This window comes from Kitasatospora sp. NPDC059146 (assembly GCF_042786665.1).
Classification (GTDB): Bacteria; Actinomycetota; Actinomycetes; order Streptomycetales; family Streptomycetaceae; genus Kitasatospora.
This window is the reverse complement of record NZ_JBHZCY010000020.1, coordinates 73378-94888: the sequence shown is the minus strand read 5'-3', so window position 1 is coordinate 94888 and position 21511 is coordinate 73378. Positions and strand designations below refer to the sequence as shown.

Here is a 21511-nt window from a genome sequence, read left to right as displayed (position 1 = left end):
GGCTCCTACAGTGGCCGCCGGATCAAGGACGTTCAGGGAGCCGAGCATGCGTGTGCACTACCCCCGGACGCCGCATCTCCCCTGGTCACCGGGGGCTGCGGCGGACGACGTACGGACCGGGGACGTCTCCGCCCTAGCCGGGGCGGAGGTCGTGGTCACCGAGAAGCTGGACGGCGAGAACACCACCCTCTACCCCGACGGGCTGCACGCCCGCTCGCTGGACTCCGCCCACCACCCCTCCCGCGCCTGGGTCAAGGGCCTGCAGAACCGGGTCGGCGCCCGCATCCCGGACGGCTGGCGGATCTGCGGCGAGAACCTGTTCGCCCGGCACTCCATCCCGTACACCGACCTGGACAGCTGGTTCTACGGCTTCTCGGTCTGGACGGACCGGGACGAGTGCCTCGACTGGGACGCCACCGTGCGTTTCCTGCGCCGCCTCGGCATCCCCACACCCCGGGTGCTCTGGCGCGGCCGCTTCGACGAACGGGCCCTGCGCGCCCTGCGCCTGGACCTCGACCGCCAGGAGGGCTACGTGGTCCGGACCGTCCGGGGCTTCCCCCGGGGCGAGTTCGGCGTGCGGGTCGCCAAGTGGGTCCGCCCGCAGCACGTACGGACCGACACCCACTGGATGTACGCCGCCGTGGTGGAGAACGGCCTCGGTCCCGACGCCCCGCTCTGGGACATCCGGTCCGGCCGACTGCCCGAACTCCCACTGCTGGCCGAGGCCTTGGACCTGCCCGAACTCACCACTGCGCCCGTGAGCTCCCGCACACCCGCACCCGCACCCTCACCCACACCCGCACCCGTGCCCGGAGCCCCGACCGCACCCGGCCCCGACCGCCGGTCGGAGGAGCTGGCCGACGTCTCCGCCCGCCTCGACGAGCTCGGCCGCACCGGCGACGCCCGCCTGGCCGGCGTGCTGGCCACCGCGCTGCGCTCCGCCCGCCGGGAGTCGCTCGCACCCCGGCTCGCCGACCGCCTGGGCCTGCCCCTGGCCCGCCGGGTCGCCGACCTGGTCGGACTGCACCCCGGCCTCCAGCAGCCGTACCCGGACACCGAGCGCCGCGCCGGGCTGGTCCGGCTCGCGAGCGCCGCTGACCTCGGGGTGCTGCACGCGGTGGCCGCGGCCACCGCTCCCGGGCCCGCCGAGCGCGAGCAGGTCGCCTGGTCGGCCCTGCACGCCGAGGACGCCGGACTGCTCGACCCCGACCCGCTGGCCTGGCTGCGCACCGGCCTGCGCGAGGCCCTCGCCGACCTCGCCGCCGACAGTCCCAACGGCCCCGACGCCGCCGACCGCTGCTGGGCCCAGGCCCGCGAGGCCTACGCCCTCGGCCGGATCAGCACCGTCGAGGAGGCGGTGGCCGCGACCTGGCGCTGGCGCGACGGCCGCTTCCCGCGGCTGGTCCACCTGAGCGGCCCGTCCGGCAGCGGCAAGAGCACCTTCGCGGCCGCCCTGCCCGCCGTCTCGGCCCGGATCAGTCTGGACGACCTGCGCGCCGCCCGCGGCTCGCGCGCCGACCAGCGCAACAACCCCGAGGTGCTGCGTACCGCCATGGCCCGACTGGACTCCGCCCTGGCCGACCGGGCCGCCACCGTGGTCTGGGACGCCACCTCGCTCAACCGCGAGCAGCGCTCCCACGTCCACGGCACCGCCCGGCGCCGTGACGCCCTGGTCACCCAGGTGGTGCTGCTGGTCGGTGAGCAGGAACTGCTGCGCCGCAACGCCGTCCGCCCGCACCCGGTACCGCCCGAGGTGCTCTCCGCCCAACTGCACCGCTTCAACCCGCCCTACCCCGGCCAGGCGCACCGCACCTGGTACGTCGGCCCCGGTGGCACCGTGGAGGACACGGCGGGCACGCTCGACTCCGAGGAGGACTGATGCGCCCCATCGAACAGGTCTGCCAGCGGATCCGCTGGGACGCCCGCTTCGACCCGGCCCGGTTCACCCTGGGCGTGCGCCAGCGCGACGACCGCATCGCGCGCGTCCCGTTGGAGGCCTTCCTGGCGTCCGGCGAGATCCCCTGGCACCGGGTGTACCAGGTCGAGGCCGACGGCGTCGTGGTGTGGGACCGCTCCACCGGCGTGGACGAGCTCGACACCACCGAGGCCGGGCACCGCGCCGAACCGCGCCACCTGCCCGCGCCCTTCTTCACCGCCACCACCCCGTACGCCTGGCGGCCGGACGGCGGCTGGCAGCCTCACCACACCGCGGACGGCACCACGGGCGGAACCGGCCCGACCGCCGCCGCCGCCGCCACCACCACCACCACCACAGACATTCCCACCGCCACCGGCACCCTGCGCGTGGTCACCTGGAACACCCTGTGGGACCGCTACGACGCCGACCGGATCGCCACCGCCCGCCGCCGACCGCTGCTGCTCGCCGAGCTGGCGGCCGCCGACGCCGACGTCATCGCGCTCCAGGAGGTCGAGCCCGCCCTGGTCGTCCAGCTGCTGGCGGAGCCCTGGGTCCGGGAGCGCTACGTCCTCGGCACCGACCCCTCCGGCCGCGACGTGCCCGAGTACGGCCTGCTGGTGCTCAGCCGTCTCCCCGTCCTGGAGGCCGGCCGGCACGCGCTGGGCCCGCACAAGGCCGTCACGGCCGTCACCGTCCGGGCCGCCGACGCGCCGCTGACCGTCGCCGCCGTCCACCTCAGCAGCGACCACTCGACGGACGGCCCGGCCCGCCGCCAGGCCGAACTCACCCGGCTGGCCGAGGGCCTGGCCAGTGTCGAAGGAGAACTGCTGCTGCTCGGCGACTTCAACGACGCCCGCTCCGGACCGGACGGCCCCGCCGCCGCACTCGGCCTCCGGGACGCCTGGACCCAGGTGCACGGCCGGGGCGACGACACCCCCACCTTCGACCCGACCGTCAACCCGCTCGCCGCCGTCTCCTCCCTCACCGGCCGCCCGGGCCGGATCGACCGCGTCCTGTACCGCGCCGACCGGGCCGCTGTCACCGCCGCCGCCCTGCTCGGCGACCGGCCCACCGCCGACGGCCTCCACCCCTCCGACCACTACGGCCTGGTCGTCGACTTCGCCCTCGCCCTCGACGGTGCCGCCTCCCCGGACTCCCTGGACGCCGCGCCCACCGCCCGGACGGCCGTCGCCTGGCTCCCGCCCGAGGAGCTGTGGCCGCCCATCCAGGAACTGCGCGCCGCGTACGACCCGCAGCTGCGCCGCTGGCCCCCGCACGTCAATCTGCTGTTCGGCTTCGTGCCGGAGTCCGCGTTCGACCGCGCGCTGCCGCTGCTCGGCGCGGCCGCCGCCGAGGTGGCCCCCTTCACCGCCCGGCTGGAGGGCGTGCACACCTTCGGCCACCGCGAGGACGCGACGATCTGGCTGGACCCGGCCGCCACTGCGGCCGAAGCCTGGGCGGCACTGCGGCACGCCCTCGAAGGCCGGTTCCCCCGCTGCCGGGGCCGCGCCGAGGGGTACACCCCGCACCTGAGCCTCGGGCGCAGCGACGACCCCCAGCGGGTGGCCGCCGACTGCGCCGCCCGGCTGCGCGGGACGGACGCCCTGGTCGGTGAGCTGGTGGTGCTGTCCCGCCGGGGCGAGGAGCCGATGCGCCCGCGCGCGGTGGTCACCCTGGGAACGGGCCAGGTGCGGGTGCTCCCGGCGGAGCCGACGGTGTCTCTCCACCCCGAGCCCTCGCAACGCACCGCCGTCGCGGACGAGTTGGCCCGCCGACTGACCGCCGCGCTGCCCGGGGGGGTCGTCCACCAGGTCGGCTCGCGGCGGCTCGGCTGCCAGCTGGACGGCGGCGACCTGGACCTGGTGGCGGCGCTGCCCGGCCCGGCGGACCTTCCCGGGGTGCTGGCCCGGGTGGCGACGGCCATGCCGCAGGCCCGTCGGCTCCGCGAGGTGCGCGGCGCCCGGGTGCCGGGGCTGCGGCTGGAGGCGGACGGGCTGACCGTCGACCTCGTCGTGGTGTTCACCGGCACCCTCGACCCCGCCGAGGCGGTCGCCCGGCGCACCGAGCTGGGCGAGGCGGCGGCCGTCGCGCTGAGCGCGGTCACCGACGCCGAGGCGATCCGCTCCGCGCTCGGCGAGCAACGGCCGCGGTTCGTCCGACTGGCCCGGCAGGTCAAGTCCTGGGCCCGGGCCCGCGGCCTGGACGGCGCGCCGTTCGGCCAACTGCCCTCGCTGGCCTGGTCGGTGCTCGCCGCCCGGACCGTCCTCGACCTGCCGGACACTCCCGAGGACGACCTGTTCCAGCGCTTCACCGAGACCTGGGCCTCCTGGGACTGGCGCCAACCCGTCACCCTCACCGCAGAACCCGCCACCGCGGAGGCCACCGCGGAGGCCACCGCCAGGGAAACCCCCGGGAGTTCCGGCTCCGGACCAGCCGGGGGCCCGCTGACCGTGCTCACCCCCTCCACCCCCGTCCGCAGCTGCACCACCCAGGTGGGACCGGACACCAGGGACCAACTCACCGAGGAGCTCTACCGCGCCTGGGAACTCACCACCACCGACCCCGACCCCTGGCCCGCCCTGCTCACCCCGCCCCCGCTGCACCGCCGCCACGCCGCCTGGGCCGTGGTCTCCGCCGACCAGGAGTCCGTCGGCCCGGCGCGCGGCCGCCTCCGCAGCCTCCTCACCGCCCTGGAGGAGGCCGGTGCCACCGGGCTCCACGCCTGGCCCCAGCCGTACCGGACCGGCGACGGCCGCACCCATTTCCCGATCGGCCTCGGCCCCGCCCCGCTCCCCCGCGCCGAGCTCGCCGCGGTGGCCGCCGCCTGGTCCCGCGGCCTGCCGGGCGTGCGGGTCGACCACGTCGAGGGCGGCGCCGTCCCGACCCTCACCCGCTGACCCGGCCCCCGGGGCCACCGAGCCCGGAGACGACCGAACCCGCCCGGCGGATGTCCACCGGGCGGGCTCGTCAGCTCCTGCGGAGGATCAACAGCTGTGCGCCGAGGCGGGGCGCGAGGCCGCGATGTACGGCTTGCCGCTGATGTGCGCGACGACGTCGGCCGGGCAGGACGCGATCCAGGCGGCGCCCGTGGCGTGGTTCTTGACCTTGGCGTCGCTGCAGTACACGTCGCGGTCGGCGGTCTTGAAGCACTGGAAGCCGGGGTAGCCGCCGCCCGCCGCCGTGGCGGTGTTGACGCCGGCGAACAGGCCGACCGCGGTGAGCAGGGCGACGGGAAGAGCGGTACGCATCCTCATGGGTTCTCCCATTGGTTCGTACGGACAGTGCGCCGATCCTGGCACCGCGGTTCCGGGCCCGACAACGACGCACGTCATGTTCGCGTCAATCCAATCGGGGGTGAACCGTCCACCGCCCGGCCCCGTCACCCGGCCCCCTGCTGCCGGCCGGCGGCCCGAGTACGACCGGCACCCCCACCGCGCCTCAGCGCGGACTGAGCAGGCAGAACTCGTTGCCCTCCGGGTCGACCAGGATCCTCCAGGAGATCGAGGACTGGTCGATCCCGGGGTCGGTGGCACCGAGGGCGCGCAGCCGGGCCTCCTCCGCCGCCGGGTCGTCCCCGCGGTAGGGGCTGACGTCGAGATGGACGCGATTCCACCCGCTCTTGGCATCGGACGTGCGGATGAACTCCAGGTACGGGCCGACCCCCCGGGCGGAACGCATCGACGCGAAACCGTCGGCGACCTCGTGCACCGTCCAGTCCATCGCTTCCCCCCAGAACCCGGCCATTCCTCGCGGGTCGGCGCAGTCGACCACCACCGCGGCGACCGGCCCGGTGTCCCGGTACACCTCGCGGGGCTCCAGGACGCAGAACTCGTTGCCCTCCGGATCGGCCATGACCATCCAGGGCACGTCACCCTGCCCCACGTCCGCGAGCGTGGCACCGAGGCCCTTCAAGCGCGCCACCAGTTCCGCCTGGTGGGCGGCCGAGGTGGTGGCCAGGTCGAGGTGGACCCGGTTCTTCACCGTCTTGGGTTCCTCGCTGACGACCAGGTCGATGCAGACCGCCGCCGGGTCGGGATAGGCGAAGCCCACGGGTTCGAGGTTAGTCACGCCGGGCGCCTCGCTGTCGATGCCCCAGCCGAGCGCCTCCGCCCAGAACCGGCCGAGCGCCGCATCGTCCCGGGCCTTCATGTTGATCTGCACGAGTCTCGTCGCCATGGCGAAGATCCTAGAAGGCCCCGCTCCGGAAAGATCAGAAATATTCATTGCGCAGTTTTTCATTGCGCAACATTCCTTTCGGATCCGCCCTCCCTGGTCAGCTACCACCTGCGCAAGCTCGCCGAGCACGGCTTCGCCACCGAGGCGGCCACCCGGAGCGGCGACGGACGCGAGCGCTGGTGGCAGGTCTCCTCCGAGGAGGGCTGGAGCTTCCGCGAGTCGGACCTCTCCGGCACCCCCGAGGGCGCGGCCGCCGTCGGCGCCGTCAGCCGCAGCCTGGTCGACAGCCCCGTCCGAACCGCCGAACTCCCCCGCCGCTGACGCCCCCGACGCCGCACCCCGCCCACGGCCCACAACCGGGCACGGCCAGGCATCACTTGACCAGGCGGAAGCTGGCCGCCTCGGCGAGGCCGTCCTCAGAACTGCTTGAGGCTGTCCCGGAGCAGGCGCAGGATCTTCCGCCAGGGCTTGGCGGTGTCGCGCCACTCCTTCTCGGCCTCGACGCTGGCACGCGTGCAGGCGAACTTCTTGTCGGTGGTGGTGCGGACCATGTCGATCCGGTGGGTGACGCACGTCAACGTGTTCAGGTGGTACTCCCCGACACCGAGGTAGGACGCCGTCTCCTCCTGGGTCAGCCAGGGACCGTCCGGCGGCAGCGCGTGGTAGGGGAAGGGTATCTGCGGGAGACGGTCCGTCCAGGTCTTCACCAGGGCATTATTGCCGACCGCGAACCGACGGTTCGTTCCAGCACTACCGCTGGAACGTACCTCTGGGTGTGCGAGCCGGGCGGTCAGGAACTCGACGTCGCCGACGTGGCCCTACCAGCGGCCGCCGTCCCCGTGAACCGCCCTGCGGGGTGCGGCCTCAGGGCCGGGGCCAGGGCCGGCCGTCGAGGCGTTCGATGCCGGTGTTGAAGCGGCGCAGGTAGTCGGCGAAGCCGGCGATGTCGGCGTCCGACCAGTCGGACATCACCAGGTCGAGGGCGCGGACGTGGGCGCCGCGTTCCTCGTCCAGGCGGCGGCGGCCCTCGTCGGTGAGGCGGAACTTGCGGGCCATCCCGCCGTCGGGGTCGGGGATGCGCTCCAGCAGGCCGGCGCCCGTGAGCCCGGCGGTCTGCCGGTTGAGGGTGGAGACGTCGAGGCCGAAGGCATCGCTGAGCTGGCCGATGGACATCGGCCCCTGGGCCTCGACCCGGCTGAGCAGGATGTACGCGCTGCGCTCGAGTTGGCTGCCCTCGGGGCGGTTGCCGACCTGGCCGAGGTCGCGGTGACGGGCGAACACCAGGAATTCAAGGGCGACCTGGTGCGTGGGGCTGGTCATGTCGAAGTCCTTCCATCGCCCGCTCGACCTGCGGATTCCTCATTGATCGCGACCATCAGTATGCCAGAGGAGTGCAGCGCCCACATGATGTGCACGGCGCACAAGAGGGGTATGCTCCCAGCGATGTGCATGATGCACATCTCATGCATGGAGCACATTCGCCCGCCGAGCCCCAGGAGGCCCGCCATCGACGGCCCCGCCCCCACCCTCCGTACCGGTCCGATCGTCGCCACGCTCGCCTTCACCGGCACCGTCGCCGCGATCATGCAGACCCTGGTCACCCCGCTGATCAGCGAGCTGCCCCAACTGCTGCGCACCACCCCGTCCAACGCCTCCTGGGTGATCACCGCGACGCTGCTCTCCGCCGCCGTCTTCGTCCCGATCATCGGGCGCCTCGGCGACCTCCTGGGCAAGCGGACGATGCTGATCGCCTCCTGCGTCCCGCTGCTGCTCGGCTCCGTGCTGTGCGCGCTCTCCTCCTCCGTGCTGCCGATGATCGCCGGACGCGCCCTCCAGGGCATCGGCATGGGGTTGGTGCCGCTCGGCATCAGCCTGCTGCGCGACGTCCTGCCGCCCGAGCGGCTCGGCTCCGCGATCGCCCTGGTCAGCGCCTCGATGGGGATCGGTGGCGGCCTCGGCCTGCCGATCGCCGCCGCCGTCGCCGACTACGCCAGCTGGCGCGCCCTGTTCTGGGGCACGGCCGTCCTGACCGTCGTCATCATCGGCATGATCCGGACGGTCGTACCGGCACCAGCACCGGCACCCGCACCGACCCAGGCCCCAGCAGCGGCCACCCGACCGAGCGCCACCCGCTTCGACTTCATCGGTGCCGCCGGACTCAGCGTCGGCCTGGTCTGCCTGCTGCTGCCGGTCTCCAAGGGCGGCGACTGGGGCTGGGGCAGCACCCGCACCCTCGGCCTGTTCACCGCCGCCGCGGCCGTACTGCTGCTCTGGGCCCGCTGGGAACTGCGGGTCACCGCGCCGCTGGTCGACCTGCGGGTGACCGCCCGCCCGCGGGTGCTGCTCACCAACGCCGCGTCCGTCCTGGTCGGCTTCGGCATGTACGCCCAGGCGCTGATCGTGCCCCAGTTGCTGCAACTGCCGAAGGCCACCGGCTACGGCCTCGGGCAGTCGATGCTGGCGATGGGCCTGTGGATGGCACCGGGCGGTCTGATGATGATGCTCGTCTCCCCGCTGGGCGGACGCCTTTCCGCCGCGCGCGGTCCCAAGTTCACCCTGGTCGTCGGCGCGCTCGCGATCGCGGCCGGCTACGGGCTCGCCCTGCCGCTGATGGGCTCCACCTGGGGCGTGCTGACCGCCACCCTCGTCTCCAACGGCGGCGTGGGGCTGGCGTACGGCGCGATGCCCGCCCTGATCATGAGCGCGGTGCCGCTGTCCTCGACGGCCTCCGCCAACAGCTTCAACACCCTGATGCGTTCCCTGGGCACCTCGGTGTCGGCGGCGGTCGTCGGCGTGGTGCTGTCCCAGCTGACCACCACCCTGGGCGGCCGCACCCTGCCCTCGGAGGGCGGATTCCGGGTCGGCCTGGTGCTCGGCTGCGGTGTCGCCCTGCTCGCGGCCGCCGTCGCCGCCGCGATCCCCGCCCCGCCGATCGCCGCCACCGCGCCCGACCGGCCCGCCGCCGACCCGAGGGCCGACGAGGCGCAGAACACCGCCACCGCCTGAGCCCGGCCCGCGCCCGAGCGGCCCGAGCGGCCCAAGCCCCCAGCCCCAGCCCCAGCCCCGACCCCCGGTGGCCCGGGCGGTCCCGCCCCACGACCGCCCGGGCCACCGGCACGGAATTGGCCCGCGACACCCTCTCCGTCCGCCACTAGCCTCGGCCTGACCACCGATCAACGGAGACCCCATGCACCGCGAACTCGCCGCCGACCTCGACCAGTTGCCCGCCCTGCTGGAGGAGGCCCGGCAGCGGGCCGTCGACTTCCTCGGCGGGCTCGACGACCGGCCGGTCATCCCGGAGGAGGCCGGCCGACCGACACCGTCGGAGCCGCTGCGCGAGGACGCCGACGGACTGCGGGCGGCCCTGGCCGAGTTCGGCGAGCGCTGGGAGCCACGGCTGTCGGCCGGCGCCGGGCCGCGCTACTTCGGCTTCGTGACGGGCGGGGCGACCCCGGCCGCGCTGGTGGGCGACTGGCTGACCGCCACCGCCGACCAGAACTCCAACTCCTCGCTCGACCCCGCCGGTCAACACCTGGAGCGGGAGACCGTCGGCTGGCTGCGCGAGCTGTTCGGGCTCTCCCCCGCGCACAGCGGCACCTTCGTCAGCGGCGCCACCCAGTCCAACACGGTCGGACTGGCGATCGCCCGCGAGTGGCTGGGCGAACGCCTCGGGGTCGACGTGGCCGAGGACGGGGTCGCCGCGCTGGGCCGGGTCCGGGTGCTGTCGGGCAGTGCGCACTCCAGCGTGGCCAAGGCGCTGTCCGTCCTGGGCCTCGGCCGCACCGCGCTGACCGCCGTCCCCGCCCTGCCCGGCCGGGAGGCCGTGGACGTGGCCGCCCTGGAGCGGGCCCTCGCCGGGGCCGACGGCCCGTGCGTCGTGGTCGCCAACGCGGGCACCGTGAACACCGTCGACTTCGACGACCTGCGGGCGATCGCCGCCCTCCGCGAGCGGTACCCGTTCTGGCTGCACGTGGACGCCGCCTTCGGCGCCTTCGCCGCGCTCTCCCCCCACCACACCGAGCTGGTCGCCGGGCTCGACCGCGCCGACTCGGTCTGCGTGGACCTGCACAAGTGGCTCAACGTGCCCTACGACAGCGCCGTGCAGTTCACCCGCCGCCGCGACCTCCAGGCCCGGGTCTTCCAGAACGCCGCCGCCTACCTCGGCCCGGTCGGCGACCACCCCGACCTGGTGCACCTGACCCCGGAGAACTCTCACCGCCTGCGCGCCCTGGCCGCCTGGTTCACGCTGCGCGCCTACGGCCGGGCCGGCCACCGCGAGATCGTGGAGCGCAATGTCGCCGGGGCCCGCGCGCTCGGCGCGGCGGTCGAGGCGATCGACGGCCTGCGGCTGCTCGCGCCGGTCCGCCTCAACGTAGTGTGCTTCACCCTCACCGAGGACCCCACCCCGGAGCGCCTCGCCGCCCTCGCCTCCGAGCTCTCCGCGGAAGCCTTCCTCACCCCGACCCGCTACGCCGGCCTGCCCGCCCTGCGCGCGGCGTTCAGCAACTGGCGCACCACGGAGGCGGACGTGCGGCGGACGGCCGCCGCGCTCTCCGCCGCGACCGCCGTGATCACCTCGGCCCACGCCGGCCGGACCCCGCCCGGCGCCTGAGCCCTGGAACCCCGGTCACCGCCCGTAGGGTGGCCGGGGTTCCAGGCGTTCGGACGTTCCGGGGTTCGGGCATTCCGGCGTGCGGACGTTCCGGCGTTCGGGCGTTCAGAAGCTCACGGGTGCGCCCCGTCCCCGTACCCGCCCCGCGACAGGTCCGTCAGACCGGCCATCAGTTCGGCATGGGCGAGGTTCAGGAAGCGCAGCGCCCGCCACCGGGGGCTGTGGTCGGGGTGGTCGCGGAAGCCGTCGGCCGTTCCGCACAGCCGCTCCCACCACACCATCACGTCCTGCCGGAGCCGTTGGGTCTCCCCGGGAACGTCCATCCGGTCCTCGACCACCACCTCGCGCCAGGCGACGAGGAGGTCGCCGAGGTGGACGCAGTCGCGGCGGGTGACATCGGCGAGGCGCTCGGCCGCGAAACGGCCGGCGCTGCCCTCGGGTTGGGCCTCGACCACCTCGCCGAGACGGGCCGACAGAAAGGCCTGCAAGGAGAGGACGTCCTCGTGGTGCAGGTCGTCGGAGAACTCCAGCACTTCCCTGGGCCGGTAGTCGGCAGCCATCGCGTGTGCTCCCTCGGTTCGGACCAGCACTCGGTGACGGATCGTCACGCCCTGTCGGCTCCCGACCCTAGCCGCGGCACGGCGGCGGCCACCGGCGATTCCGCAGATCCTCATCTTTCGGGGCCAACCAGGCGCCAGCGGCGCAACACACCTGCCGGGTCCCGCCCTTCACACCGGCGTGAAGCCCGATGATGCTCCCATGACCACCACCACGCGCCCTCCGTACGACCCGTACGCCCTCCTCGCGCAGAGCCGCCTCGGCATCCTCGCCACCATCAAGGCCGACGGCCGGCCCCAGCTCTCGCCGGTGCTGCCGTACTACGACCGCGAGGCGAACGTCCTCCTGATCTCCACCCGGGAGGGACTCGCGAAGACCGCGAACCTTCGCCGGGACCCGCGGGTCAGCCTGGAGGTGACCGCACCGGACGGCCGCTCCTGGGCCACCGCCGAAGGCACCGCTACCCTCACCGGACCGGGCCTCGACCCCGACGGTCCCGAGGTCGAGGCCCTGGTCGACTACTACCGCCGGGCCGCCGGCGAGCACCCCGACTGGGCGGACTACCGCAGGGTCATGGTCGCCGACCGCCGGGTACTGCTCACCATCCCGGTCGACCACGTGTACGGCGCCCGGATCTGACCGGATGACCGGATGACCGGGTGACCGGCGACCGGCGACCGGCGACCGACCAGCCCGGCCCGGCCACCGTCACAGGGGAACGGTGGCCGGGCCGTTGACCGCCCTCGGACGAGCGCCCCCGAACGACCACCCGCCTCCCGGGGCCGACAACCCCCAGGCGCCCCCAGGCGACCACCCGCCGACGACGGTCAGTTCCGGGTCGCCGTGACGACCGTGGCGTCCAGTTCCTCCTCGCGGCTCACCTCCGCCGCCAACCCCGCCGCCCGGGCCACCTCCAGCGCACCGGCCGCCTGCCGCTCGCTGGTCTCGAACAGCAGCGCCCCGCCCGCCGCCAGCCACCCGGGCGCGACCGCGGCCACCCGGCGCAGCACGTCCAGCCCGTCCGCACCGCCGTCCAGCGCGGGCCGGGCCTCGTGCAGTCGCGCCTCGGGCGGCAACAGCTCGACGTCCGCGGTCGGTACGTACGGGACGTTGGCGATCAGTACCTCCACCCGTCCGCGCAGTGCCTCGGGCAGGGGCGCGAAGAGGTCGCCCTCGTAGACCCGCGCGCCCGTCCCGGCCAGATTGCGCCGGGCGCAGCGGACGGCGGCGGGGTCGAGGTCCGCGGCGTACAGCTCGACCGGGTGGTCGACCTGGTCCGCCACGGCGGCGCCGAGGGCACCGCTGCCGCAGCACAGGTCGACCACCACGGCGCCGGGGCCGGCGAGTCGGGCGGCCTCGGCGGCCAGGAACTCGCTGCGGCGGCGCGGGACGAACACGCCGGGGTCGACGGCGATCCGCAGACCCGCGAACTCGGCCCAGCCGACGACGTGTTCGAGCGGTCGGCCCTGGGCGCGGGCCCGGACCATGGCGGCCAGTTCGGCGGGTGAGGCGGCGGCGGTGAGCAGGATCCGGGCCTCGTCCTCGGCGAACACGCAGCCGGCGGCGCGCAGTCGGGAGACGACGGAGGAACGGAGAGCGGCGGAGGAGAAGACCGACAAGGGGATTCCTAGGGCAGGACGGGAGGAGAACGGAGGACTCCGTCAGGGCTCCCGCCAGGGCCGACACCGCGTCGGCGCGCCCGCGCTACGCGCGCGATGCGCCCGCACGGCCGCGCTCCGGGAGCACCCGCTCGGACATACCGGTAATGGGTCTCACCTCCCTGGCTCTCGGTCGTGTTCGTCGTGTACAGCGTCGGCCACCCTACCGCACCGACCGGGCCCACCGACCGGCCGCTGAGCCGTGCGGTCGGCCGCGCGATCAGCCGAGGAAGTCGGCGACTAGGACGGCGAAGTCCTCCGGGGTGGTGACCGGCACCCCGAGCTCCTCCGCCTTGGCCCGCTTGGAGCCCGCCTTCTCCCCCGCGACCAGCAGGGTGGTGCGCTTGGACACCGAGGAGGAGGCCTTGCCGCCCGCACGCTCGATCAGTTCGTTCATCGCGTTGCGGGAGAGCTCGGCCAGGACGCCGGTCATGCTCCCGGTGACCACCACGCTCTGCCCGGCCAGCGGACCGGCCACCGCACCTTCCGTCTCCGCGCCTTCGCCCGCCGCACTGGCAGCGGGATCAGCCGCCGCGACCAGCGGCTCGGTGACCGCCGTCCCCACGCCCTGCTCCGCCAGTCGGTCCAACAGCGGCGCCACGTCGGCGAGTTCGGCCACGATCACGGTCGCCTTCTCCGTTCCGATGCCGTCCACGCCCGCCAGCGCCTCCGCGTCGGCGGCCCGGATCGCGGCCATGCTGCCGAAGTGCGCGGCGATCCGGCGCGACATCGTCCGGCCGGTGCCGCGGATGCCGAGGGCGCAGAACACCCGGTTCAGCGGGCGGGTGCGGGCGGTCTCGATCGCGGCGAGCAGGTTGTCCGCGCTGGTGTCGCCCATCCGCTCCAGCGTGAGCAGTTGTTCCTTGGTCAGGGTGAAGAGGTCGGCGAGGTCGGCGACCAGCCCGGATTCGACCAACTGGACGGCCCGGGTGCCGCCGAGGCCCTCGATGTCGAGCTGGTCGCGCCCGGCCGCGTAGATCACCGAGGCGACGGCCTGGCAGCCGCGGCCGCGCACGCAGCGCCAGCGCTGCTCCGAGCGGTCGATGGCATCGCCGCAGCGCGGACAGGCCTCGGGGAAGGCGATCGGCTGCTCGGCGCCGGTGCGCTCGTCCACCAGCGGCGCCTCGACGCGCGGGATGACGTCGCCGGCGCGGTAGACGAACACCTGGTCGCCGAGCATCAGTCCGCGGCGCTCGATGTCGGCGGGGTTGTGCAGGGTCGCGTAGGTGACGGTGACGCCGTCGATCACCACCGGCTCCAGCACCGCGCGGGGCGCGATGATCCCGGTGCGGCCGACGTTCCACTCCACGGCGAGCAGCCGGGTGACCTTGTGCTGGGCCTGGAGCTTGCGGGCGACCGCCCAGCGCGGCGCGCGGGAACCGGAACCGGCCTCCTCCTGGTCGGCGACCGCGTCCGCCTTGACCACGACGCCGTCGATGCCGAAGGGCAGTGCGGCGCGCAGCGCGGCGATCTCCTCGATCCGCTGCTCGGCCTCGGCGAGCGTGGCGCAGCGGCGGGGCGCGGCCGCGGTGGTGGCGGCGGTGTTGGCGCCGAGTCCGGCGATACGGGCGAGCAGCGCGGCGTGGTCCAGGCCGGGCAGGCCGGGCAGGCCGGGCAGGCCGTGGGCGTCGTAGCCGAAGAAGGTGAGCTCGACCCGGTACGGGCGGTCCTTGGCCCGCAGGGTGCCGGCGGCGCCGCTGCGCGGGTGGGCGAAGGGGGTGGCGCCGTGGGCGGTGCGCACGGCGTTGGCCGCTTCGAACTGTTCGTGGGTGAGCAGCACCTCGCCGCGCAGTTCCACGTCGAGCGGCTCGCTGAGCCGGGCGGGCAGGCCGAGCACGGCGTCGGCGGCGTGGGTGATGTCCTCCCCGGCCAGGCCGTCGCCCCGGGTGAGCACCTGGTGCAGCCGGCCGGCCCGGTAGCGGGCGGCGACCGCGAGGCCGTCCAGCTTGGGCTCGACGCACCAGGCGGCGACCGGTCTGCCGAGCCGGCGCTCCAGCCCGGCGGCCCAGGACTCCAGTTCCTCGGCGGAGAAGACGTTGTCGAGCGAGAGCATCGGCGTGCTGTGCGGGACGTCGCCGACGACCGCGCCGCCGGCCACCTTGCCGGTGGGCGACTCGGGCAGCACCTGCTCGGGGTGCGCGCGCTCGTAGGCCTCGATCCCCCGGACCAGGGCGTCGTACTCGTCGTCCCCGAGCGGGGTGGAGCCGTCGCCGTAGTACGCCCCGGCGGCCCGGACGGCGGTGGCGACGGCGTCGGCGTAGGCCTGCGGGGAGGCGAGGGTGGCGGGGGTGGCCGTGGTGGCTGCGTCCTTCATACCGCCATCATGGCGAGGCGCACTGACATTCGACCCGGTCCGGCGCGGGCGGGCCCGGGCACGGGTACCCGATCGGCCGAGTGAACCGGTTGCTCCGGGCGAACCGGATGCTCCGGGCCGTCCGGGTGGGCCGACGGCGGGCCGGCTACGGCGCCGCCGGCGCGGGTTCGCGCTCCGCCCCCTCCGAGCCGGCCAGCAGGACGGACCGCTGGAGCCGCCGTAACCCGGCGGACGGTTCCATGCCCAACTCCCGCACCAAGGTGGCGCGCAGGCGCTGGTAGGCCGCCAGGGCCTCGCCCCGGCGGCCGGAGCGGTGCAGGGCGATCATGTACTGGCCGTGCAGGCTCTCGTGGGTGCGGTAGCGGTCGACCAGTACGGTCAGCTCCGCCAGCAGGGCCCGGTGCCGTCCCAGCCGCAGGTCGGCCTCGATCCGCTGGTCCAGCGCGCAGAGCCGGGCCTCTTCCAACCGCTGCGCCTCAACGGCGAGTTGGCCGCCCGCCGGGACGTCCGCGAAGGCCGGTCCGCGCCACAGCGCCAGCGCCTCGCCGAGCGTCCGGGCGGCCTGCGGATGGTCGCCCTCGCCCATCGCCCGGTGGCCCGCCCCGGCCAGCCGCTCGAACTCCCGCACGTCCAGCGTCCCGTTGCCGCTGTTCAGCAGGTAGCCGCCGGGCGAGGTCACCAGGACGTCCTTGGCGCAGGAGACCCCGGCGGGCGCAGCGGCCCGGGCGAGCGCCCGGTCGATCAGGTCACGCAGGTGCAGGACGTAGGTCTGCACGGTGGTGCGCGCCGTGCGCGGCGGGCGGCCGGACCACAGCTCCTCGGCCAGCACCCCGGCCGGGACCACCTGGTCCGCTCGCACCGCCAGCAAGCCCAGCACCTGGCGGGGCTTGGGCGCCGTCGGCACCACCGACTCCCCGCACACCCGGACGTCCAGCGCCCCGAGCACCCTGATCTCCACGATGACCACCCCCATCACGCGGAACGCCACGGCCCCTCCGCCGCAGCGCCTCCGCCACAGCCGACCCCGAGTCGACACCCCTGGGTCAACCGTCCGTCCTCAGTGAAAAACAGCACGTGCGGTTTGTCAATACAAAACCGTACGCGCTGTTTTTTACGGAATCGAGCGCCGACCTTCACCGGGCGACCCACCACCGGGGCCCCGCGTCCGCACGTGATCACCCTCCGCGCCCACCCCCGGACAAACCGAAGGCGGCGCCGGCCCCCTGGGCCTCGCGCCGCCACCTGTACCCAAATCATCTGGCCTCGGGGCCCGTTGCCGCCCGTACCGCGCGGCCCGCCGGTCAGCCCACCCCGACCCCGTCCGCGACACCCGCCGTCTCCGACCCCGCCGACGATCCGTCAGCAGCACCCTCCGCCGCCCGGGCCGCCGCGACCTCGGCGACCACCTGCCCCCCGCGGTCCGGCCCCATCTGCAACGAGCCGAGCACCCCGGGCACCGCGACGCTCGGCATCAGGTGCTGGAACAGCCCGGACACCCGCAGTTCCAGGTCGGCCCGGCCGGAGAGCTTCTGCGACTGGATCTGAACACCCGTCCAGGCAGCGGTGATCAGCCAGGCGGTGTCGGCCGGGACGATGTGCGGCAGCAGTTCGCCCCGGTCGCCGGCGGCGACCAACAGCGCCTCCATCCGGCCGATCCAGCCGGGGATCGCACCGCCGCCGAAGTCGTCGGACACGTCCTGGCCGAGCGAGAGCCGGGCACCGGCGCTGAGCAGCGGATCGCGCGGCATCAGGTGCGCCACCACCATCCCGGTGTCCACGAACTCCTGGAGTTTGCAGCTCCGTTCCGGCACTCCGTCCTGGACGAACTGCTCCTCGACGACTCCCTGCGCGAGGTCCCGCTTCGAGGCGAAGTGGAAGTACACCGCACCGCGCGTCACACCCGCCCGGGAGACCACCTCCCCGATGGTCGCGCCCTCGTAGCCGAACTCGTCGAAGACCGACGCCGCGGCCTCCAGGATCAGCCGGCGCGTCCGGAGCGCCCGCTCCTGCCGTACCACCGCAACCACCCCGCCCTGCGCTCCGGGAAAACCAAACCAAACACCCCGTATCTTAGCTACGGGCACCCAACGGGCGACAAGACGATGCCCACGAGGCAGCCGAATCGCCCTCTCTTCCCCCACCTGCCCGCACAGTTGCCGTCAACGGTCCGCCAGTTCCCGACTCGGCGATCAGGGGTCGCACCTCCCGATGGATCGGCCGAACAGTGCGACCGCCGCCTCGTAGTACTGCCAAGAAACCGAATGAACGGTTTCTTCCTCCGGACACCAGCTGCCAAAGCTCCGCTTCCGCGACTTCCACAACCAATCGGTTGAACAAGCAGGCGGGCAGGGGTAGCGTGGTTGTCAACCAATCGGTTGAGGAAGAACAGAGGTGCCACCGTGGCCGTCGACCAGCTCTCCCGGGCGTTCGTCGCCCTGGCCGATCCGACCCGGCGCGACATCGTCGCCCGGCTCTCGGTCCGGGACGCGACCGTCGGCGAGTTGGCGGAGTCCTATGCGATGTCCATGCAGGCCGTCTCCAAGCACCTCAAGGTGCTGGAGGAGGCCGGGCTGGTCAGCCGCAGCCGGGACGCCCAGCGGCGGCCGTGCCACCTGGAGCCGCAGGTGTTGGACTTGATGACGAGCTGGATCGAGCGCTACCGCCGCCGGGCCGAGGAACGCTTCCTCCGCCTGGACGCCGTCCTCGCGGCCATGGGCGACAGCGACGCCACCGACGAGAACGCCGCCACCGCCCCGACCCAGGATGCGACCCCGGACACCGGCACCCACTCCCGCACCGACCGCTTCACCGCACCCACCGCACCCACCGAAGGAGACCCGTCATGACCTCCACCACCGGCCGCGAGACCCGCATCGAGGCGGACCCGGCCCTGCCCACCATCCGGATCGTCCGCGAGTTCGACGCCCCCCAGGAGCGGGTCTTCCGGGCCTGGATCGAGCCCGGGCTGGTCGCGCAGTGGCTCGGCCCCGAGGACCTCGACCTGAAGATCGACGAGTGGGAGGCCCGCACCGGCGGCCACTACCGCTACTCCGTGCACCGCGAGGGCCAGGAGGTCGCCGCCTTCTACGGCTCCTTCCACGAAATCCGGCCGGCCACCCGACTCGTTCAGACCTTCACCTTCGAGGGCGTGCCGGACGGCGTCTCGCTGGACACCGCCGTCTTCGAGCCCGTCGGCGAGGGCCGCACCCGGGTCACCGTCCTGTCGGTGGTCGACAACCTGGTGGCCCGGGACGCGATCCTGGCCAGCGGAATGGAGCGCGGCGTGACCGAGGGCTACCGGAAGCTGGACGCCCTGCTCGCCGCCGCCTCCTCCTGAGCACCCGGGTCCGTCAGGGCAGCACGGCCACCGCCTCCACCTCCACCAGCTGGTCCGTGTAGCCGAGCACCGAGACGCCGAGCAGCGTGCTGGGGGCGTCGTGCTCCCCCAGGTACTCCCGGTACACGTTCCACACCTTCACCAAGTCCGCCTGGTTGCCGGAGGCCACGTACACGGTGGTCCGCGCGATGTCCGTGAGCCCAGCGCCCGCGTCCTCCAGCACGGTTATCAGATTGCGCATCACCTGGTGGGCCTGGCCCTCGTAGTCGCCGACCGCGACCGTACGGCCCTCCTCGTCCAACGGGCAGGCCCCGGCGAGCCAGAGCGAGCGGACCGGGGCGTCGACCACCGCCGCGTAGGCGTAGTCGACGGCCTGGGTCAGGCGGGTGTTGCGGACCAGCTTGACCGCGCTGTTCATGGGGCCTCCGAGGGGATCGCGACCGAACGTTCGCGCTCATCGTTGGCCTCGGACGAACGGGCGTCAAACCGATTTCGGGCGAAACCCCTTCCGTACCAAGGCCCGTGTGCCCACGATTCACCGTTGTGGGTGATGGCGGACGACACCCCCAGACGTCGATCCTGGTGCCGACCCACGCCGGCACCCCGATCGACCACCGTCGGCCGCGACCGGCCACCCCCAGCCAGGAGGAGTCGACCGATGGAGCCCCAACCCCCCGAGTACGACCGGGTGTCCGGTGTCGGACGCCGGCGGGTGCTCGGCCTCGCCCTCGGCGCCGGCCTCACCCCGGCCCTCGCCGCAGCGTCCCAACCCGCCCACGCCGCACCGCCGTCCGACGCCCGCACCGACCCGGCACCCACCGACCCTGCGCCCACCGACCCCGTCGGCACCGAACCCGCCGCCGCCCTCGGCCGGCGGGTCGTCACGGTGGCCGAGACCCAACTCGGCCTCCCGTACGCCTGGGGCGGCGGCGACCGGCTGGGCCCGGGCCTCGGCTTCTGCGACGGCGAGAACGGCTACCTGAACGGCGTGTGCATGGGCGAGAGCACGGTCGGCTTCGACTGCAGCGGACTGTCCCTGTACTGCTGGTACCGCGCCAGCCACGGCACCATCGAGCTCGCGCACTACACCGTGGCCCAGTTCAACCGCAGCGCCCCGGTCGACCGTGACGCCCTGGGCCCCGGCGACCTGCTGTTCTTCTCCCGCCCCGACGCCCCGCTGCACCACGTCGGCATCTACACGGGCGACGGCGCGATGATCCACGCCGAGCGGACCGGCACCCTGATCGCCCGGGTCGAGCACGTGCTCGACATCCCGCGCTGGGCGAACGAGTTCGCCGGCGCCCGCCGCCCCGGAGCGGTGCCCACGTAGCCCGTCCGGTGGATCACGCGGAAGCGTGTCACTCCGGCATCCCCTGCTCCACCCGCAGCAGCAGGTCGTGCAGCACCCGGCGCTCCGCCGGGTCGAGCGGGGCCAGCACCTCGTCCTGCACCGCCCGGGCCCGCGCCTCCAGCTCAGCGAGCAGCGCCCGCCCGTCGGCGGTGACCGACACCGAGACCCGCCGGCGGTCCGCCTGGTCCCGGCTGCGCTCGACGTACCCGGCCGCGCCGAGCTGGTCGGCGACCTTGGCGAGGTCGCTCGGGTCGATGCCCAGCCGCCGGACCAGGTCCCGCTGCGCCTGCGGACCGAAGTCGACGAGGGCCGCCAGCACGGCCATGTCCCAGAGCCGCAGGCCGCGTTCGGCCAGTTGCCCGGCGAGCCGAGCCCGCGCGGTGCGACCGGTCCGGGCGAGCAGGAAGGTGCTGAGGCCCAGCAGTGTCGGCGGCAGCGCGTCGGGCGGGGCGGGGTTCTCGGAGGCCATGGCGACATTCTAGGGTCGATCCCTATAGTGGGTGTCAACCCACTGATTCAGATCCCCGCTGGAGCCCGACCGTGGACGCCCTCTACCCCCGCCTGCTCGTCACCCGCTTCGCCGAGACCTTCGGCTTCTACCGCGCCGTCCTCCCCGCTCTCACCGGCGCCACCCTGGTCAAGGGCACGCCCGAGGGCCCGTACGCCAACTGGGACGTCGACGAGCAGGCCGTCCTGGTGCTGTTCGACCGCGCCGCGATGTCCGCCACGCTGGGCACCACCGGGCTGCCAGCCCGCCCGGCCACCCCCACCCAGGACACCGCGATGCTGGTCCTCCGGGTCGGCGACGTGGACGAAGCCCTCGCCCTCTGCCTCCGGCACGGCGGCGTCCTCGCCGTCCCGGCCACCGACCACCCCGAGTGGGGTCCCGGCCTGCGCAGCGCCCACCTGCGCGACCCCGAGGGCCACCTGATCGAGCTGCAGTCCTACTGACCGTGACCGCCGGGGCGCGCTCCCGGCGGTCGACGACGCCCGGGGCGTTCAGCGGTGGAAGACCTGCAGTTCGCGGACCGCGTCGTTGAAGTTGGCGCCCAGCTGGGCCGCCGGGAGGTCCGTGGTCTTCTCCACGCCGAGGGTCGACCAGAGGTGGACGGCGTTGCAGTTGTTGTAGCCCTTCATCGAGGAGACGCTCAGCGCCACGTCGATGTAGTTGACCAGGTGGTAGCCGGTGCCGTCGCAACCGCCGGCGTCACCGTAGAAGGAGTAGATGACGCCGCCCTGGTAGTCGATGTCCTTGAACTCCTCCAGCAGCAGCGTCCGGTCGGCCGGCTGGTCTGCACCGCGGGTGAGGGTCCGGCCGTCGGCCAGGGCGAGCGCGTCGGCGCGGGAGTCCGGCGAGCAGGCCCGGCCGAGCACCGGCGACGCGCCGTCGGCGCCGGGCAGGTGGCCGAGGACGGCCGCGCAGTACTGGACCTCGGGGACGGGCAGCGGGCGGAGCCCGGCCGAGCTCGCCGGGGCGGCGGCCACCGCCCCGGCGAGGGTCAGGCAGGCGGCGAGGGCGGGAGCGACGAAGCTGCGCGGTCTGCGCACGGTTACCTCCGGAAGGGTGGGGACAGCGGCGGCGGGGGA

21 protein-coding genes and 1 pseudogene are annotated in these 21511 nt (G+C 74.1%); 10 read left to right on the top strand and 12 right to left on the bottom strand.

Features of this window, described 5'->3' with window-relative positions:
• Nucleotides 1–46 precede the first annotated feature (46 nt).
• Complete coding sequence (locus tag ACFXPX_RS12110) at nt 47–1879, top strand: RNA ligase family protein (RefSeq protein WP_380640872.1); 1833 nt, start codon at nt 47–49, stop codon at nt 1877–1879.
• Nucleotides 1879–4815, top strand: coding sequence for a poly(A) polymerase (locus ACFXPX_RS12105; protein WP_380640870.1), 2937 nt, complete (start codon nt 1879–1881; stop codon nt 4813–4815). Before ACFXPX_RS12110 ends, ACFXPX_RS12105 begins: the two co-directional genes overlap by 1 nt.
• Before the next feature lie 87 nt (nt 4816–4902).
• Here ACFXPX_RS12105 and ACFXPX_RS12100 read toward each other — a convergent pair whose 3' ends face one another.
• Together ACFXPX_RS12100 and ACFXPX_RS12095 are read right to left on the bottom strand one after the other, a co-directional pair.
• Nucleotides 4903–5172, bottom strand: a complete 270-nt coding sequence (locus ACFXPX_RS12100) for a hypothetical protein (protein WP_360232567.1) — start codon at nt 5170–5172, stop codon at nt 4903–4905.
• 184 nt (nt 5173–5356) lie between these two features.
• The gene (locus ACFXPX_RS12095; protein WP_380640868.1) at nt 5357–6094 is read right to left on the bottom strand and encodes a VOC family protein; all 738 of its coding nucleotides are present in this window, start codon (nt 6092–6094) and stop codon (nt 5357–5359) included.
• Nucleotides 6095–6181: 87 nt separating this feature from the next.
• Here ACFXPX_RS12095 and ACFXPX_RS12090 point away from each other — a divergent pair.
• A pseudogene (locus ACFXPX_RS12090) lies at nt 6182–6388 on the top strand (transcriptional regulator); the annotation flags it as partial.
• 122 nt (nt 6389–6510) lie between these two features.
• Here the strand turns inward: ACFXPX_RS12090 and ACFXPX_RS12085 are convergent.
• Together ACFXPX_RS12085 and ACFXPX_RS12080 are read right to left on the bottom strand one after the other, a co-directional pair.
• Nucleotides 6511–6801 (bottom strand): hypothetical protein, encoded by a 291-nt coding sequence (locus ACFXPX_RS12085; protein WP_380531390.1) that lies wholly within the window; start codon nt 6799–6801, stop codon nt 6511–6513.
• A gap of 157 nt (nt 6802–6958) precedes the next feature.
• On the bottom strand, nt 6959–7414 hold the full coding sequence (locus ACFXPX_RS12080) for a MarR family winged helix-turn-helix transcriptional regulator (protein WP_380398650.1): 456 nt from the start codon (nt 7412–7414) through the stop codon (nt 6959–6961).
• A gap of 147 nt (nt 7415–7561) precedes the next feature.
• On the opposite strand from ACFXPX_RS12080, the gene ACFXPX_RS12075 reads away from it, so the two are divergent.
• Both ACFXPX_RS12075 and ACFXPX_RS12070 read left to right on the top strand, forming a co-directional pair.
• Nucleotides 7562–9100 carry an MFS transporter gene (locus ACFXPX_RS12075; RefSeq protein WP_380640866.1) on the top strand — a complete coding sequence of 513 codons (1539 nt, stop codon included), beginning with the start codon at nt 7562–7564 and terminating at the stop codon, nt 9098–9100.
• Nucleotides 9101–9281: 181 nt separating this feature from the next.
• On the top strand, nt 9282–10706 hold the full coding sequence (locus ACFXPX_RS12070) for a pyridoxal phosphate-dependent decarboxylase family protein (protein WP_380640864.1): 1425 nt from the start codon (nt 9282–9284) through the stop codon (nt 10704–10706).
• A 113-nt stretch (nt 10707–10819) separates the two neighbouring features.
• On the opposite strand, the gene ACFXPX_RS12065 is transcribed toward ACFXPX_RS12070, so the two are convergent.
• Nucleotides 10820–11266: a hypothetical protein gene (locus tag ACFXPX_RS12065; RefSeq protein WP_380640862.1), complete on the bottom strand. Its 447-nt coding sequence runs from the start codon at nt 11264–11266 to the stop codon at nt 10820–10822.
• A 199-nt stretch (nt 11267–11465) separates the two neighbouring features.
• Here ACFXPX_RS12065 and ACFXPX_RS12060 point away from each other — a divergent pair, with 199 nt between their 5' ends.
• Nucleotides 11466–11903 (top strand): PPOX class F420-dependent oxidoreductase, encoded by a 438-nt coding sequence (locus ACFXPX_RS12060; RefSeq protein ID WP_380524535.1) that lies wholly within the window; start codon nt 11466–11468, stop codon nt 11901–11903.
• A 188-nt stretch (nt 11904–12091) separates the two neighbouring features.
• Here the strand turns inward: ACFXPX_RS12060 and ACFXPX_RS12055 are convergent, their stop codons facing one another.
• The 4 genes from ACFXPX_RS12055 to ACFXPX_RS12040 all read right to left on the bottom strand — a co-directional run bounded on the left by ACFXPX_RS12055 (nt 12092) and on the right by ACFXPX_RS12040 (nt 17254).
• Nucleotides 12092–12883, bottom strand: a complete 792-nt coding sequence (locus ACFXPX_RS12055) for a putative protein N(5)-glutamine methyltransferase (protein ID WP_380524534.1) — start codon at nt 12881–12883, stop codon at nt 12092–12094.
• 259 nt (nt 12884–13142) lie between these two features.
• Complete coding sequence (gene ligA, locus ACFXPX_RS12050) at nt 13143–15236, bottom strand: NAD-dependent DNA ligase LigA (protein ID WP_380640860.1); 2094 nt, start codon at nt 15234–15236, stop codon at nt 13143–13145.
• 145 nt (nt 15237–15381) lie between these two features.
• Nucleotides 15382–16194 (bottom strand): BTAD domain-containing putative transcriptional regulator, encoded by an 813-nt coding sequence (locus tag ACFXPX_RS12045; protein WP_380524539.1) that lies wholly within the window; start codon nt 16192–16194, stop codon nt 15382–15384.
• A 343-nt stretch (nt 16195–16537) separates the two neighbouring features.
• Nucleotides 16538–17254: a ScbR family autoregulator-binding transcription factor gene (locus tag ACFXPX_RS12040; RefSeq protein ID WP_380640858.1), complete on the bottom strand. Its 717-nt coding sequence runs from the start codon at nt 17252–17254 to the stop codon at nt 16538–16540.
• A gap of 381 nt (nt 17255–17635) precedes the next feature.
• On the opposite strand from ACFXPX_RS12040, the gene ACFXPX_RS12035 reads away from it, so the two are divergent.
• A complete protein-coding gene (locus ACFXPX_RS12035) occupies nt 17636–18082 on the top strand; it encodes an ArsR/SmtB family transcription factor (RefSeq protein WP_380524530.1) in 447 nt (148 codons plus the stop codon).
• Complete coding sequence (locus ACFXPX_RS12030; protein WP_380524529.1) at nt 18079–18573, top strand: SRPBCC family protein; 495 nt, start codon at nt 18079–18081, stop codon at nt 18571–18573. Before ACFXPX_RS12035 ends, ACFXPX_RS12030 begins: the two co-directional genes overlap by 4 nt.
• A 13-nt stretch (nt 18574–18586) precedes the next feature.
• On the opposite strand, the gene ACFXPX_RS12025 is transcribed toward ACFXPX_RS12030, so the two are convergent.
• Nucleotides 18587–18991: a RidA family protein gene (locus ACFXPX_RS12025; protein WP_380524527.1), complete on the bottom strand. Its 405-nt coding sequence runs from the start codon at nt 18989–18991 to the stop codon at nt 18587–18589.
• A gap of 240 nt (nt 18992–19231) precedes the next feature.
• Between ACFXPX_RS12025 and ACFXPX_RS12020 the strand changes: the two genes are divergently transcribed.
• Nucleotides 19232–19903 carry a C40 family peptidase gene (locus ACFXPX_RS12020; RefSeq protein WP_380524526.1) on the top strand — a complete coding sequence of 224 codons (672 nt, stop codon included), beginning with the start codon at nt 19232–19234 and terminating at the stop codon, nt 19901–19903.
• Between the two features lie 28 nt (nt 19904–19931).
• On the opposite strand, the gene ACFXPX_RS12015 is transcribed toward ACFXPX_RS12020, so the two are convergent.
• Nucleotides 19932–20393, bottom strand: a complete 462-nt coding sequence (locus tag ACFXPX_RS12015) for a MarR family winged helix-turn-helix transcriptional regulator (protein WP_380586354.1) — start codon at nt 20391–20393, stop codon at nt 19932–19934.
• 71 nt (nt 20394–20464) lie between these two features.
• On the opposite strand from ACFXPX_RS12015, the gene ACFXPX_RS12010 reads away from it, so the two are divergent.
• Nucleotides 20465–20875 carry a VOC family protein gene (locus ACFXPX_RS12010; RefSeq protein WP_380640856.1) on the top strand — a complete coding sequence of 137 codons (411 nt, stop codon included), beginning with the start codon at nt 20465–20467 and terminating at the stop codon, nt 20873–20875.
• Between the two features lie 48 nt (nt 20876–20923).
• On the opposite strand, the gene ACFXPX_RS12005 is transcribed toward ACFXPX_RS12010, so the two are convergent.
• Complete coding sequence (locus ACFXPX_RS12005) at nt 20924–21472, bottom strand: hypothetical protein (RefSeq protein WP_380524523.1); 549 nt, start codon at nt 21470–21472, stop codon at nt 20924–20926.
• Nucleotides 21473–21511 lie beyond the last annotated feature (39 nt).